This window comes from Streptomyces sp. NPDC030245 (assembly GCF_055572995.1).
The window spans coordinates 82,295-97,731 of sequence record NZ_JBVICF010000010.1 but is presented as its reverse complement, the minus strand read 5'-3'; the positions used below and the strand labels follow the sequence as shown (position 1 = coordinate 97,731).

Annotated in this window: 12 protein-coding genes; 7 read left to right on the top strand and 5 right to left on the bottom strand. The window is 67.3% G+C overall.

Annotation, left to right across the window (positions count from 1 at the left end):
- Together ACZ4Z4_RS25820 and ACZ4Z4_RS25815 are read left to right on the top strand one after the other, a co-directional pair.
- Window positions 1-1,578, top strand: a complete 1,578-nt coding sequence (locus ACZ4Z4_RS25820; RefSeq protein WP_468331811.1) for a Mu transposase C-terminal domain-containing protein — start codon at window positions 1-3, stop codon at window positions 1,576-1,578.
- Complete coding sequence (locus ACZ4Z4_RS25815; RefSeq protein WP_468331808.1) at window positions 1,575-2,369, top strand: AAA family ATPase; 795 nt, start codon at window positions 1,575-1,577, stop codon at window positions 2,367-2,369. Before ACZ4Z4_RS25820 ends, ACZ4Z4_RS25815 begins: the two co-directional genes overlap by 4 nt.
- A 696-nt stretch (window positions 2,370-3,065) precedes the next feature.
- On the opposite strand, the gene ACZ4Z4_RS25810 is transcribed toward ACZ4Z4_RS25815, so the two are convergent.
- A complete protein-coding gene (locus ACZ4Z4_RS25810; RefSeq protein ID WP_468331804.1) occupies window positions 3,066-3,611 on the bottom strand; it encodes an ATP-binding protein in 546 nt (181 codons plus the stop codon).
- A 204-nt stretch (window positions 3,612-3,815) separates the two neighbouring features.
- Here ACZ4Z4_RS25810 and ACZ4Z4_RS25805 point away from each other — a divergent pair, with 204 nt between their 5' ends.
- Entirely contained in the window at window positions 3,816-4,052 is a 237-nt protein-coding gene (locus ACZ4Z4_RS25805; RefSeq protein WP_468331801.1) for a DUF397 domain-containing protein, read from the top strand.
- An 82-nt stretch (window positions 4,053-4,134) separates the two neighbouring features.
- Window positions 4,135-5,037, top strand: a complete 903-nt coding sequence (locus ACZ4Z4_RS25800; RefSeq protein WP_468331799.1) for a helix-turn-helix domain-containing protein — start codon at window positions 4,135-4,137, stop codon at window positions 5,035-5,037.
- A 62-nt stretch (window positions 5,038-5,099) separates the two neighbouring features.
- On the opposite strand, the gene ACZ4Z4_RS25795 is transcribed toward ACZ4Z4_RS25800, so the two are convergent.
- The 4 genes from ACZ4Z4_RS25795 to ACZ4Z4_RS25780 form a co-directional block, all read right to left on the bottom strand.
- Window positions 5,100-5,912, bottom strand: a complete 813-nt coding sequence (locus ACZ4Z4_RS25795) for an SAM-dependent methyltransferase (RefSeq protein ID WP_468331796.1) — start codon at window positions 5,910-5,912, stop codon at window positions 5,100-5,102.
- Window positions 5,913-6,102: 190 nt separating this feature from the next.
- Entirely contained in the window at window positions 6,103-6,633 is a 531-nt protein-coding gene (locus ACZ4Z4_RS25790; RefSeq protein WP_468331793.1) for a sigma factor-like helix-turn-helix DNA-binding protein, read from the bottom strand.
- A gap of 20 nt (window positions 6,634-6,653) precedes the next feature.
- Window positions 6,654-7,751, bottom strand: a complete 1,098-nt coding sequence (locus ACZ4Z4_RS25785; RefSeq protein ID WP_468331790.1) for a helix-turn-helix domain-containing protein — start codon at window positions 7,749-7,751, stop codon at window positions 6,654-6,656.
- A 157-nt stretch (window positions 7,752-7,908) separates the two neighbouring features.
- A complete protein-coding gene (locus ACZ4Z4_RS25780; protein WP_468331787.1) occupies window positions 7,909-8,175 on the bottom strand; it encodes a hypothetical protein in 267 nt (88 codons plus the stop codon).
- 852 nt (window positions 8,176-9,027) lie between these two features.
- Between ACZ4Z4_RS25780 and ACZ4Z4_RS25775 the strand changes: the two genes are divergently transcribed.
- The 3 genes from ACZ4Z4_RS25775 to ACZ4Z4_RS25765 all read left to right on the top strand — a co-directional run bounded on the left by ACZ4Z4_RS25775 (window position 9,028) and on the right by ACZ4Z4_RS25765 (window position 15,420).
- Complete coding sequence (locus ACZ4Z4_RS25775; RefSeq protein WP_468331784.1) at window positions 9,028-9,672, top strand: hypothetical protein; 645 nt, start codon at window positions 9,028-9,030, stop codon at window positions 9,670-9,672.
- A gap of 20 nt (window positions 9,673-9,692) precedes the next feature.
- Window positions 9,693-10,745, top strand: a complete 1,053-nt coding sequence (locus tag ACZ4Z4_RS25770; protein WP_468331781.1) for a hypothetical protein — start codon at window positions 9,693-9,695, stop codon at window positions 10,743-10,745.
- Window positions 10,746-10,806: 61 nt separating this feature from the next.
- Entirely contained in the window at window positions 10,807-15,420 is a 4,614-nt protein-coding gene (locus ACZ4Z4_RS25765) for a DUF6531 domain-containing protein (RefSeq protein ID WP_468331778.1), read from the top strand.
- Window positions 15,421-15,437 lie beyond the last annotated feature (17 nt).

Sequence of the window (15,437 nt, the reverse complement as noted above, 5' to 3'; positions counted from 1 at the left end):
GTGCCGGCCCCACCCCCACCCGACAGGCCCTACGACCTCACCGCACTGCGCGCCGAAGCCGTCCGGCGCCTGCTGCGCCTACGCGAAAACCACCGCCTCACCCACCACGACATCCGCATGGTCGCCGCCGGCTTCTGCGTCCACTGGCGCACCGTGCACCGCTGGATGGACAACGCCGACGCCCACCACGGCACCTACACCCCCAACGAACGCCAACGCTTCACCCTCACCCCGACCATGCACAACGCCCTGGCCCAATGGCACGGCAACATCACCGCCGCCTACCGACAACTCAAAACCGACGGCCTCCTCGACACGAGCCTGGCCACCTTCCACCGGGCCGTGAACCGAGAACTCAGCCCCGGCCAGCGCGCCGCCCTGGAGGGGGGAGAAGCCGCCCGCAGCCACCACGACGTCCACCAGCTGCGCCCGCACGGGCACCGCAACGACGTCTGGGAGACCGATCACGTCGAGGCCAGCGTCTTCATCAACCTCGACGGCCACCGCAACAAACCCTGGATCACCTGGTTCATCGACCACGCCACCGCAGTCATCTGCGGCCTGGCCATCACCCCCCACCAGCCCAGCCAGGAAGCCATCCTCGCCGCCAGCCGCGACGCCATCCTGTGCGGCGACCACCACCGCCCCTTCGGAGGCATCCCCACAAAGGTCCGCGTCGACCGCGGCCGCGACTTCCTCAGCACCGCCGTCGACGAAGCCTTCAAAAAATTTCGCACCGAACTCATCGTCCTGCCGCCCAACAGCCCCCACCTCAAAGGCACCGTCGAAGCCCTCAACGCCGCCGTTAAACACACCCTCTTCAAAGGCCTGCCCGGCTACAGCCATACCCCCGCCAGCCGCCACGACAAACGCGGCCAGCCCCTATGGCACCTCGAGGAACTCCTCGACTTCGAAACCTTCGTCCGCCTCACGCTCGACTGGGTGCAATGGTGGAACAACGACCACACCATCGCCCGCCTCAACCGCCGCACCCCCGCCCAAGCCTGGACAGCCGACCTCACCCCCATCGACACCCTGAACCCCCAGGCCCTGCACACCTACACCCTCCTGCACCCCGGCCGCCCCCTGACCATCACCAGCAAAGGCGTGCGCTGGAAGGACGCCTACTACGTCGGCGACTGGATGCACGGTCACAGCAGCGCAGGCGAACGCGTCCGCCTGCGCCACGAGGCCAACCACTTCCACGAAGTCCACCTCTACGACGCCGACACCCTGAGCTACCGCGGCCCCGCCTACCGCAGCGACGAGATGACCCCCGAACAGTCCCGGCGCCTGCAACGGGCCCGCCAGCGCGAAGCCGACCGCTACGCCGCCAAAGCCCGCCGGGCCCGCAAGGACGCCCGCCTTCGCTACGCAGCCGCCACCACACCTGCCCCGCCCAAACCCCTGAACCGCCTCTCCGCCACCCAAGCAGCCGCTGAACTGCGCGAACTCCCCACCCGCACCCCGGACGCCCACACCGAAGCCCGGCCCGACCTCCTGCACCGGCCCGCCCCCACCTCCGCACGCTGGACCCCACCCCTGCCCACCCCCGCCGACGACCAGGACACCGTGTGACCACCACCCCCAACGACCCGGCCACCAACCGCAACTACCACTACCTCGGCCTGCCCGGAGCACGCGCCATCCTGACCCAAGCCAGCGAAGAGACCTACGCCAACCTCCTGACCACCCTGCGCGCCGACGGCGGCAACGGCGCCATCATGTGCGTCCACGGAGGCGTCGGCCTGGGCAAGACCTTCGCCGTCGGCAGCCACCTCGACGACCTCGCCCCCCACACCACCCTGCGCATCAAACTCAGCTCCTCCAAGATCCAGGCCCTGCGCGCCACCCTCTACAAGAAGCTCGAACTGCCAGGGCAGCCCCCAGCCGGCAGCACCCGCTGCGAAACCATGATCAAAGAAGCCCTTGCCGAAGCCCCCCGCGTCCTCGTCGTCGACGAAGCCCAGTGGCTCGACACCCGCGCCTTCGAATTCGTGCGCGAACTGTATGACGACGAAGACACCCGCCTCGCTATCGTCCTGATCGGCGCCGAGAACTGCTACCAGAAAATCAAGAACCGGCCCGCCCTCGACTCCCGCATCCTCATCTGGCAGCGCTACACCCCCCTGGCCCCCAGCGAAGTCCTCACCGTCATCCCCCAGTACCACGCCTTGTGGGCGGATGTCCCTACCGACGACCTCCTGTGGATCGACGACCTCGCCTGCCACGGCAACTTCCGCCAGTGGGCCAAAATCACCTATCTCCTGCACGAAGCCACCACCAACCCACCCCACCCGGCCTACAGCCGAGACCTGATCCGCGCGCTCTTGAGCCGCATCGACCCCACGCAACGCCACACGGGCTGAACGCATTCACGACAGCGCTAGAGCGCCACAGAAGCGACCGACGGAGCCGAACGTCGTTGGCTGCCCCGACCTTCTAGGCAAGGAAGGCAACCTGCTCTGGCTCTACCTCGGTGCTGCGGGCAACCGCCTCGACACCGACTGCGGCCCCATCCCTCATCGGCCCCGCTGGCTGGAAGAACCTGGACCTGTTCGCCCCAGGCGACACGAACGGCGACGGACTCGCCGACCAGGCGGCGTAGGTACGCGCCGGCCTCAACTTCGGCGCGGCTGCCACCCCTCTGATCACCTTCTCAGGAGACGCGGGCGGCAGCGGACAGGGCTTCGACCTCTGGTCCGCAGCGACCATGCCCTGTGACGCTTCCTGGACCTCGGCAGCGGAAGCGGTGGTATGGCCAAGATCAGCGACGGGTGGGGGATGCCAAGCCATCAGCTGACACAAACAGATACTTGAAGCGTGTGGCAGGCCTCAAGGCATGCCACACGCTCAGAAAGACGAGTGCCGCAACCACCAGCGGTCCGAAGCCAAGTAATGCGACTCGACACAGCCCTACACGGAGCAATTCCTCCACTGCTCAAGGCCGCACGTTTCTTTGAGTGTGGACGATGATTGGCGCTGGCATGTTGGGTGTCCGCGAAACGCCGATGCCCGCACGTGCCGACTGCGGTGGGTCAGGAGAGAGGGGGTTGGATGCTGGTTCAGCGGGGCGGTATCGGGAGGCGGGCCCAGATGGTTTTGCCCTGCCCGTCGGGGTCGGAGTAGCCCCAGCGGGTGGTGAGGGCGTCCACGAGGTTCAGGCCGCGACCGTGTTCGGTCAGGGAAGCCTGATGCTGGGGGACGGGGGGTGCGGGGCTGGGGTCCGCCACGACGCATATCAGGGCGCGTTCGGAGCGCATCAGGCCCAGCCAGGCCGTGTTGGAGGCGCTGTCGGCGTGTTCGAGTGCGTGATTCATTGCGTTGGTGGCCAGTTCACCGGCAACGATGACGGCGTTGTCGGCGAAATCAGCCAGTCCCCATTGGCCGACAACGCTGCGGGTGAACTGTCGAATTTGCCGGATGCCGGCGGGATCAGTGCCGAAGCGGCGGGCGGCGAAGCCGGCCGCGCTGATCCCCAGAGCCAGTCCCCAGTCGGGAATATCGGACTGTACGGGTGTGCCGATCTCCTGTGGTTTACGGTCCGCCGGACAGGGGGCGATCTCAACTCCAGCGCTCTCACACAGGGTGATCAATGCGGGTGCGCTCACGGTCGGTTCCCCCCGGAAGACGGCAGCCGCGGGCTCGACATACTGCCCCGGCCGGAACCAGTATCCTCGCCGCCCCGCCCCAGATGCAATTGCATGGCCGATTGCATCCGGACGAGAAAGGGCGGGAACGTATGTACCCATCCGTGCCGGGCAGCACGGAAAGCAAGGTCACCAAGGGGTCGACGAGCAGGGGGGACGACCAACATGAGTGATTACGCAAACGGCGTATGCGCGGATGCACTGCAAGGCGTCACCTGGGTCAAGAGCCGCCACAGCGGTGCGGAGGGCAACTGTGTGGAACTGGCCGCACTGCCCGACGGGGGAGTGGCGTTACGCCACTCCCGCGATCCGCACGGACCGGCTCTGATCTATACGTGCGGTGAGATCGCAGCGTTCCTCGCGGGCGCCAAGGAGGGGGAGTTCGACTCCCTGGCCGACTGAGGCCGGATAGCGAATCACCGGGCACCGCAACCCCGCTCCTGGGAAACTGACATTCGTCGTCAGTTTCCCTGCAGGAGTACACATGCCCGCCCTTGAGCCGCTGGATGAGGCTTCCTACGCACACTGCCTCGCCGTCGCAGACCGCAGCCCGACGGCCCTGCGCATGGTGATCGGCCAGATCCTGCGTGAGACGCGCAACGCCGCCGCCATCGGAACGGAGAGGGCCAGTCAGTACATCGGCGGTTCGCAGGCCAAGCTCAGCCGCCTGGAGCGGGGTCTGGTTCCCGCCAAGAAAGGCGATGTTCTCGCCCTGCTCCAGCTCTACAAGGTTACGGACACCGTGACGCTGACGCGCTTTTGCAACCTGGTGGACCGCTCCCATGAATCCGGCTGGTGGCACCGCTTCGACGAAGTTATGCCCGAATGGTTCCCCAAGTTCGTCGGGCTGCAAGAAGCCGCTGACATGATCCGCACCTACGAAGTCACGCTGGTGCCGGGCCTGCTGCAGACGGCGGATTATGCCCGGACCGTCATCCGCCAGGGCCGCCCCCTGGATACCGAGCGGGAGATCAGCGACCGGGTCGAGCTGCGGCGCGCCCGCCAGAACGTACTCACCCACGCCGAACCGCCCCGGCTGTGGGCGGTGATGGACGAAGCCATCCTGCACCGGCCGGTCGGCGGTGCCCAGGTCATGCGTGCCCAGCTCAGACACTTGGCGGCCATGGCCCGCAGTGACTTCGTCACCCTGCAGATCGCGCCATTCGCCCAGGCCTTCTGTGCCGCTCCGGGCTTTCCCATCACGCACCTGCGCTTCGACTACCCCGGCCTTCCCGACATCGTCTACCTCGAGCAACTGCGTAGCGCCACCTATCTGGACAAGCGGGAAGAGACCGAGCACTACCGCAGTGTTCTGGACACTCTCGCCGCGCAGGCCTTGGATCCCGACAGCAGTCTGCACCTGCTGGACGAGGCCGCGAACGCCTGAACGCCGCGGTCGCGCCACCACGGACCCCAGGGCCCACCCCGCCACCTTCACGTACCCAAGACTCACCCCAACCGCACTACTCCGGCCAACTCCTGCCACTCGTGGGATTGCTGCCGCGGAGCCAGCTCGTCCTGCCCCAGCCAGAGCGTCACGTCCGCCACACCGGGCGCCAGCACCGGCCACCCGGCGAACAGTGCCTCGACCTCCTGCGGCGTGCGCACGTGTTCCCAGCCATGCACCCGGAGCGCCCGCATCAGATGCGCGATATCTGCACGCAACTGGCCCTGGCGGCTGGCCGGCTGGCTAGCCACCCAGAAGCTGCCCGGCGCCAGATGCCGGGCCGTTTCAGCGAGCAATCGGGCGATCGCCGGATCCCGCAAGTGCTGCAGCACGGACACGAACAGCACCGCCACCGGATGGTCCCGGTCGATGAACTCATTGGCCGCCGTCCGGCGCAGCACCTCCGGCGCCTGCCAGCTGGCCGCCCGCACCATCTTGGTGCTGCGCCCGTTCTCCAGGACCGCCCGGCCGTGCGCGACCACCAAAGGGTCGTCATCGACATACACCACCCGCGCGTCCGGATGCACTTCCTGGGCCACCGCGTGCACAGTTACTGGCGTGGGCAGCCCCGCACCGAAGCACAGGTACTGCCGCACCCCGAACCGTTCAGACAAACGGTGGACCGTGTGCAGCAGGAACCGGTGGCTGAGTGTCGCCAGCACGCGTGCGCTGGGAGCGAGGGCCAGCAACTGCTCGCACGCTGCCCGATCGGCGGGGTAATGGTCCTTGCCGCCCCGCAGATAGTCGTTCATCCGGGCCACACTGGGCAGAGCGATATCAATGAGGTCAGCCGGTGGCACGCGTCTGGCAGTCATCCCGCCCTTTCACCCCGCTGCACCGTGTCGACATCACAAAGGTCGGTGCATGCACTCCATCGTAGGCAAGGGGGCCAAGGAGGAAACAGATTGCCTCACAATGGCCCCCCGAACGACTGAAGTGCGCTAGGAAACAGTGCACCAGAGCGAGTGCCACCGGCGTGCGCAGGCGACCGAAACGGAAGCCGTACTATCCCTTTGGTAAGCCACCTCCCTGCTGCAACGCGGGCAGGGCGCGTTCAGCCATCCGCAGATGGCTGGCCAGGGTCGGCTCCTCCACACCCATCAAGGCGGCAGCCTGCGTTTGAGACAGCCGTAGCCGGCAGTGCAAAATCACCGCATCGGCCTGAGCCGCGGGCAACATCCGGTGCATTTCGTCGCCCGCCCCGCCATTCGCCTGCAGAGCCGTGGCGATGAGAGAGTCCAGAAGCCGCCAGGCCACCGCCGCCGGACGCGAGCTGCTCAAGACGTTGGCCCAGTCGGCCCGCAGGCGGCCGAACACGGCCTGAACGATCTGCCCGCCGGCCTGGCGGTCCCGCAGCCGCTCGCAGGCATACCGCAGATAGGGTTCCTGGTGCATCTGGCGAAACGCCATGAACTCCAGCCCCACCACGCCTGCCCGGCCCGGATCACACGGGCCGACCGCGGCCGAGCCGCTGGGCATCCGGCGCCGGGGCGCCGAGGTGAACGGGGCGCCCTGACGGCGTGAGAAGACAGTCATGACCTCACTCCCAACTCCGGCTAAGGCTTTTCCGGCGGCATGCGCCCACTGCGCTGCGCCACGTCGGTGCACGGTCCATCCGGCATCGGTGCAGGATGCACCGGCACCGGGTCCAGACAGACCAGGAAGGCGTAGTGAACGGCCTCCCACAGCGGCCGGATATCAGCCGGCCACCCTCCCATCGCGGTCACCAGGGCCGAGGTCGCCTCCCACTCCGGCACCATCTCCCCTTTAAGCATCTCCTCGATGGACTGCGTCGTCAGCACGCCGTGGGAAGCCCGGCCCAACCGCTCCAACTCAGGCCCTCCGGCCGCCAGGTACAGCCCCCGCAGCGCGGCCTGCAAACGCGTCACCGCATCGCCGAGCGCCGGGCGGGCCGGAGCGGTCATCCCGTGTGCGCTCTCCCACAGCACCAGCAGCTCCTGCGGATCACCTCCGCACAGCCGGGTCAGATCACACACCACCGGCCAGGCGGGCGTGCGTTCACCGGACAGGATCCGCGAGATGTAGGACGAGGAGAGCGAGGTCTGCTCCGCCACCTCTCGGATTGTCAGCTCGCTCGAGCGGTGCAGGTGCACCAGCGCTGCCGCCAGCTTCCTGCTTGCCCGCTCTGCTGCAGGGGTCAGCACCCTGCCCGTGTCACCCTCGCGTGCAGCCGCATCAGGGCGCGTCTCTGCACGCTGCAGAGCACGGCGCTCCATGCGGCGCTGCACCTCGCTCTCGGCCCACCGGTTGCGTGCGGTGGCGGCACTCACTCCGGCCGCCGAGGCCACGCGCACCCAGTCCGCCCCCTGATTGCGGGCATCATGCACAGCCGCAGCCGTGTAGTACTCCACCTCCTTGGCCAACTCCGCAGCGCGGCGAAGAAGGTCCTCCACCGGCCGGCCGTCGCATTCGGCCTCCAGCAGACGGGCTGACAGCACCTGCAGGTCTTCGGCGATGCGCCGTCCCAGCGGCAGCGCGCTGCGCGCCCGCTGCTCACGCACGCCGTCCCGCTTGCGCTGGGCCTTGCGGCGGCAGGCGGCATCACAGTACTCCCGCTTGCGCCCCGGGCCGACGGCCTGCGGCAGCGGACAGCGGCACTGGCGACAGACGCCGCGATCGGGGACGTGCCCCATGATTCCTCCCTAAGTGCAGGTCCTTTGCCCTTACTCCGCAGCGCTGCACCGCACCGCGAAGGAACCGCGCCCTCCGCTTTCGGGGGTGCAGAGGACTGGTGGCGCCGGGGGTGCAGGAGACCGGTGACGGCGTTCCGCACCCCCGGGCGCACAGGGGTCAGGACAGGCGAATCCGCTGGTAGCGGAAGCAGGAGTGACGCACCGCCCACGTAAGGGAAAGGGCCAGCGCGGTGCTCGCGGGCGTCACCCACGTCCCGTTGATCAGGACGATGGGAAGGACGAGGAGCGCCAGAAAGACGCTCGCCTGCAGCGTGACAGCCCAGGCACTGATGGTCCGCGTTTCGCTCCGCGCAAATCGCGGAATGTTAACGTCGGAGCCAGTTGCCGCCTCACTTGATTCGGCAAACAAAAGCCGGTCGAGCATGGGGATCAAGTCCCCTTTCTTGATTGGAAGCGAGTGGGGCCCCGGATTTGGAATGTCAGCCCGGGTCCGGGGCTCCTCGTACGAGAAGAGACGGTAGTCGCTCCCCGAGAAGCACGGGTATATAAAGCGGACATCGCACAAACTTGTGGCGTACAGCGGCGAAAAATACCGGAAGAGGTACGAGGCGTTCAGGTGTGCGAGTAACCTTCCGGAAAGCAGCGAAAGCAGCCGGTCAAAAACGTACACAGAACTGACGTCGTGGCATCCAGGCGCTCAGGCGCGCTGCCGTCCCGCTGCACACTCGCCGGCAGCCATGCCCGCCGGACTCCGTCAAGGCGTCTACCCGTGTCGCGGCGACGCCCATTGCGATCACACGACGCAACACCGGCCTTTCCTGCCCGGTAGCAGGGCACACGCCCTTCGCCGTCGGCTTGGCCCTCGCGTCGGTTACGGAATCTCCCGGCAGCCGGGACGGCTGCCGAGCGGCCTGCGCTCCTCACCTGCCTGTTGGTCGTGGACCCTGACCGCGCTGCGCACCGCCGAGACCCGGGGCGTCCACCGCATAGGCGGCAGCGTCAACTCGCCGCCTCGCCCGGGGAACAGAGGGCCTCTCCGATGCGCCTCACGGTCTCGTCTGGTCCTGGTTCTCACCGACAGGGCCTGCCGAGACGTTCGCTTTAGGAACGCTGTCTTCCTTTCCATGCAGTGATGTGAGGGTTGCGCAGTCCAGCGGCGAAGGTTCTCGGCCACCCGGTCACCCCGACGCCGGGGCGGGGAATCCCCTCGTGAAACCATCTGCACCGCAGGTAGCGTCAGCTACTCAGAAACCTCACACCTCCCAGGAGTTCAGACGTGACTCGCCGTTTCCTGTCCGTTGCGGTCGCCATCACCGCGAGTACCGCGCTGCTGCTGACCGGCTGCAGTTCGGGTGGCGGCGACGACGACACGCCCGACAAGATCAAGGGCGCCGGGGCAGACACAAACAGTTCGGCCTCTGCCGGCCCGTCGGCGAAGCCGGGCGGGGCCAGGCGACCGGACATCACGCTGCCCAAGTCCTTCCAAGTCTCCTTTGTCGGCTGGATGAACAGTGATCCGAAGCTGCAGGCCATCTTGGACGACGGCAAGGAGCGACTCCGTGCCTCCTACGCCGCGATCATCAACAAGGACCCGCGGGACGATGCCTTCACCTTTTACAGCGAGAGCGACGCGCTGCGGACCGGCACCGAGTGGATCAAGGGGTTCACGGACAAGAACCTCGTCCTGATCGGCAAGGGCCGGGTCTTCCAGCCGCAGCCCCGCATCAGCCCGGACGGTTCTGGCACGCTCTTCTACTGCGTGGACGAGGGCAAGGGATCCACCAAGGACACCAAGACCGGCAAGGTCACCGCCACCCCCGCCGACGACGCCCTCGTGCTCTACCGCACCAAGCTACGCAAGACCAAGGAAGGCGTCTGGAAGACCACGATGGTCCAGACGGAGCGCGGAGCCTGCAAGTGAGGAAGCCGTCCCCTCGCACAGTGACGCTCACCGCAGCGTCCCTGGTGATCACGCTGCTGACACCATCGGCTGCCTTCGCCTGGGGAACGGACCCGGGAGAGGGTGCCAAACCGCCCGCCGGGGACAGCGCCAAGGGCACGGCCAGCGGACCGGAACTGGGGGCCGAGGTCACCCGCACCCGCATCGTCGTCACACAGTCCGGCGGTGGCACGGCCAAGCCGTCGGCCGGCAGCCTGGCCGCTGCCGACCCGAACTGGAAACCGCCGGCCTGCTGGTACGAACCACTCGCCACACCGCAACAGCTCAAGGACGCGACGGAGAAGATGAACAAGGGCGACCTGTTCTCCGTCAACTTCGGTCGCCGCTGGGGCAAGGACCTCCTCGTCGACGCCTTCGACAAGGGCGATGCGACCTTCACCGACACCCCGACCAAGAACTACAACGTGGGCAAGAAGGGCATGTTCTGGCGTGCGGTGGCCCGCCAGGACCGCGCGAACGACCCCGAAATCCTGGACTGCTCAAAGAACTTGTTCTGGCAGAACGACGGCACCGTCCCCGACGACCCGAACGCCCCCACTCCCGAAGTACTCGCGGCCTACGCCTACGACAAGATCCGGGTCCCGGACACCAAAGTGGAGCTCAAGCCGCAAGGCAAGTCGACGGTGAACCTGCCCACCTGGGTGTGGCTGGACAAGGCCGTCTACAAAGACGTCACGGTACGCGCCTCCCTGCCCCACACCGACCTGTACGCGGTGACGACCGCGAAACCGGTGGCCCTGCACCTGGACCCGGGCACCGGCGACGCGAAGACCTTCCCTGCCTCCGGCGACTGCCCGGTCAACGCCGACGGCTCCATCGGCACTCCCTACACCAAGGGCGCCGCCCGGCAGGACCCGCCGTGCGGCATCGCCTACCTCCGCGCCACCGGCGGCGAGCCGTACCAGCTGAAGGCCTCCGTCACCTGGGAGATCTCCTGGAAGGGAACCGGAGAGGCCCAGGGGAAGCTGCCCAACGGCACCTTCGAGACCACCCAGGACATCAACGTCCAGGAAATCCAGTCCATCAACCGCTGAGTGACTACTCACCGCAGGCGCCCTGACCGTCAGGGGCCGATCCAACCGGGGGATTTGAATCGTGTCGCACCGTCCGTCGGACTGGCATGTCCTGGACCTGGACAAGGATCCGACACCGGGCGACCCGCACCGGGTGCGGTCCCTTGCCAAGAACCTGCACGACTTTGCCGACGACGTCGGCAAGGTGCTGCGGGACATCAAGGGGATGGCGGGCGAGGACGCGATCCTTCAGTGGGCGGGCAAGACGGCGGACGCGTTCACGGAGAAGTTCGAGCACGCGCCGGACAAGCTGAAGAAGCTCAAGAAGTCCTACGAGATGGCGGGCGACGCGCTGTCCGCGTACTGGCCGGAACTGGAGCGCGCCCAGACCCTCGCCGACAAGGCCCTGGTCAAGGGCCGCGAGGCGCAAGCGGATCTGTCCTCCGCCAAGTCCCGGCTCACTTCGGCCGATTCCTGGGTGGAGAAGGCGGGCAAGGAAGCCGACAAGTACAAGGACGACGGCGGCTCCAAGAGCAAAGACGTCCCCAAGCCGGATCCGGACAAGGTCCGCGCCGCCACCCGCAACGCCGCCTCCGCGGAGAAAGCGCAGAAGTCCGCCCAGGGCGATGTCGACTCCGCCAAGAGCGCGCTGGACGCGGCGAAGAAGATGGCCGAGGACGCCCGCAAGATGCGGGAAGAGGCGGCCGGGACCGCGAAGCGGAAGATCGACGAGGCGTCCGACGCGGGGATCCAGAACCGCAAGTGGTGGGAGGAGATCGGCGACTGGGTCACCGACAACTGGGACGCCATCGTCGCGGTCTGCAAGGTCGTCGTCGCCGTGGTCGGCGTCATCGCGATGATCATCGGTGGTCCGATCCTCGCCGCGATCGTCATCGTCGCCGGCGCGATCGTCCTGGCCGACACTCTCAGTAAATATGCGAAAGGCCAAGCAGGCCTATTGGATGTCGCGTTCGCCGCCCTGGACTGCATCCCCGGCATGAAGGGCATCACCACCGCCGCCAAACTCGGCAAGGGACTGAAGGGCCTCAAGGGCTTCAAGACGGCCCGGACCGCGCTGAAGGACGGCGCGAAGGGCGCATACAACCGGGTCAAGAGCAAGATCAAGGGCTGTGGTGACCCGGTTGATGTGGCCACCGGCCAGATGTATATGACCCAATGCGACGTCAGCCTGCCGGGCACCTTCCCGCTGGCCTTCACCCGCCGGGTCGCCTCGGGCTACCGCAGCGGCGGCTGGTTCGGCCCGAGCTGGACCTCCACGATCGACCAGCGTCTCGAAGTCGACGAAGACGGCGTCGTGTTCGTCACCGAGGACGGCATGCTACTGGCCTACCCCCACCCTGAAGGCCCGGACACACCGGTGCTGCCCGAGGCTGGGCCGCGCTGGCCGCTGGAGCGCCTGGACGACGGCGGCTACCGCATCACCGACCCTGTGAACTGTCACCATCGCCGCTTCGCGGCTCCCGCCGACGACGTGGCACTCCTGATACAGATATCCGACCGCAACCACAACACCATCGACTTCGTCTACGACGCCGAAGGAACACCGCAGGCGATCTGCCACAGCGGCGGATACCGCCTGAGCCTCACTGTCGAGGACGAACGGATCACCAAGCTCAGCCTGACGGCCCTGGACGAGGCCGGCGCCGACACCGTGATCAAGCGGTATAGCTACACCGGCGGCAACCTCACCGCCATCACCAACTCCTCGGGCCTGCCGCTGCGATTGACCTACGACGAACAGCTGCGCATCACGTCCTGGCAGGACACCAACCACAGCCGCTACGACTACCGTTACGACGACCAGGACCGCTGCATCGCTCAAGGCGGTGAGGCCGGCCATCTCGCCAACACCTTCACCTACGACGGCACCGATCCCGCCTGGCCCGGTTGCCGCATCACCGACGTCACCACGCCAGCCGGCTCCACCTTCCGCTACGTCGTCAACGACGCCTGCCTGATCGTCGCGGAAATCGACCCGCTGGGCGCCAGCGTCGTCACGGAATACGACACCCACCAGCACGTGATCGCTTCAACGGACCAGCTCGGGCGTACCACCAGACTCCAGAACAACGACCTCGGCCTGCCGGAGACGGTGATCCGCCCTGACGGCGGCACCACCCGCTTCACCTACAACGACCTGAACCTCACCACGGCCGTGGAGCTGCCCGACACCACCGTGTGGCAGTACACCTACGACGAGGTGGGAAACTGCACCGCCCTTACCGACCCCAACGGCGCGACGACGCGTTACGCCATCGGACCGCGCGGCGAGGTCACCGCCGTCACCAACCCGCTCGGCGAACAGGTGGAGGCAGTCTGCAACCAGGCCGGACTGCCGGTGACCGTCACCGACGCCTCCGGCACGGTGAGCCACCACCAGTACGACGCCTTCGGGCGGGTGGTGGCAATCACCGGCCCTACCGGCGAGGAGACCCGGCTGACGTGGTCGGTCGAGGGCCAACTCCTGTCCCGCACCAGCCCCGACGGTGCGACGGAGTCGTGGTCGTTCGACGGCGAGGGCAACTGCATCTCGTACACCGATCCGCTCGGCGCGACACTCCGCTCCGAATACGGCCACTTCGATCGACTGACGGCCCAGACCAACCCGGACGGCACACGCCACACATTCAGCTACGACGCCGAACTGAGGCTGACCGCCGTCACCAACCCGCAGGGCCTGAGCTGGGCCTACCACTACGACCCGGCCGGACAGCTCGTCGAGGAGACCGACTTCGACGGCCACACCAAGTCCTACGAGTACGACCCCGCCGGACAGCTCACCCGGAACACCAACGCCGCCGGGCAGACCATCACCTACCGCTACGACTCCATCGGCCAGATGGTCGAGAAGGACATCGACGGTCAGGTCATCGCCTTCGAGAACGACCTGTGCGGCCGCCTGGTCCGGGCCACCAGCCCCGATGCCACCCTGCACTTCCAGCACGACGCCGTCGGCCGTCTCATTGCCGAGACCATCGACGGCCGCACGCTCGCCACCTCCTGCGACGCCGCCGGCCGCCGCACCCACCGCACCACCCCCGCCGGCGTCACCACCGCCTACGCCTACGACAGGGTCGGCAACTACGAAGCCCTCACCGTGGCGGGGCGCGCCTTCTCCCTCCAGCACGATGCAGCGGGCCGGGAAATCCAGCGCAGCCTGGGCGACCGCTTCACTCTCGCCTTCGCCTGGGACGGGCAGAACCACCTGACCGGCCAGACCCTCACCGTGCCCGGCACCGCCCGCCCGCACATCCAGCGCACCTTCACCTACCGCGACGACGGACACCTGACCGCCGTCACCGACCAGGACACCGGCCGCCGCACCTTCACCCTCGACCAAGCCGGACGCGTCACCGCCGTCAATGCCGCCAATTGGAGCGAGACCTACGCCTACGACGACGCAGGCAACCAGACCTACGCCACGTGGCCCGACCACCACCCCGCAAACCAGTCCCGCGGCCCGCGCACCTACACCGGCACCCGCCTGACAAGTGCTGGCGACACCCGCTACGAATACGACGCGGCGGGACGCGCCATCCAACGGCGTAAACGGCGCCTGTCCCGCAAGCCGGACGTCTGGCGTTACACGTGGGATGCCGAGGACCGGCTCACCTCCGTCACCACCCCCGACGGCACCCAGTGGCGGTACATGTACGACCCGCTCGGCCGGCGCATCGCCAAACAACGGCTCACCGCCGACAGAAGCATCGCCGAGGAGACCCGCTTCACCTGGGACGGCAGCACGCTCACCGAGCAGTCCACCCACCTCGCCGGTTCCGCCGAACTGATCACCCTCACCTGGGATTACGACGGACTGGCACCCCTGTCGCAAACAGAGACGAAATCCCTCGCCCAGGCACCCCAGCAGGTCATCGACCAGCGGTTCTACGCCATCGTCACCGACCAGATCGGCACCCCCACCGAACTCATCGACGAAAACGGCCAGATCGCCTGGCGCGCCCGCACCACACTGTGGGGCACCACCGCCTGGAACCAGAACGCCACGGCCTACACCCCGCTCCGTTTCCCGGGCCAGTACTACGACGGCGAAACCGGCCTGCACCACAACTACTTCCGCCACTACGACCCGGAAACGGGCCGCTACCTCACGCTGGACCCTCTGGGCATCGACCCGGCGCCGAACCCGGCCGCCTACGTTGACAACCCGCACACCCAGGCCGACCCGCTCGGTCTCTCCCCCTGCGACGAAGCCGATGTCACCTGGGGCGGCCGCGTCCAGTACGGCGCACCCGGACCGGGCGGTCGCGCCACCGGCATGCGCGCCCGCCTCGAGTCCGACATGACGGGTGGGACGACGAAGCCCCCGGACAAGGTCCCCGGCTACGAGAAGTACAAGAAACTCAACAAGACCCACCTGCTCGGTGCCCAGATCGGCGGCTCCAACAAGGACCTGCGCAACTTCGTGACCATGCACCGGAACGCCAACTCGCCGGTCATGAAGAAGATCGAAGACCAGATCAGAACCGCAGTGGACGCGGATGAGATCATCGACTACAAGGTCACGCCCATCTACCGGACCAACGACCCCAGCGATGTCGTCCCCGTGGCGCTCACTTTGGAGGCGCACGGCAACCGCGGCTTCTCCTTCACCCCCTACGAAGGCGGCAGCAGCACCAACAGCATCACCATCTTGAATGTCCCCAAGCCCAAATAAGCACCCTCAAGGAAAGG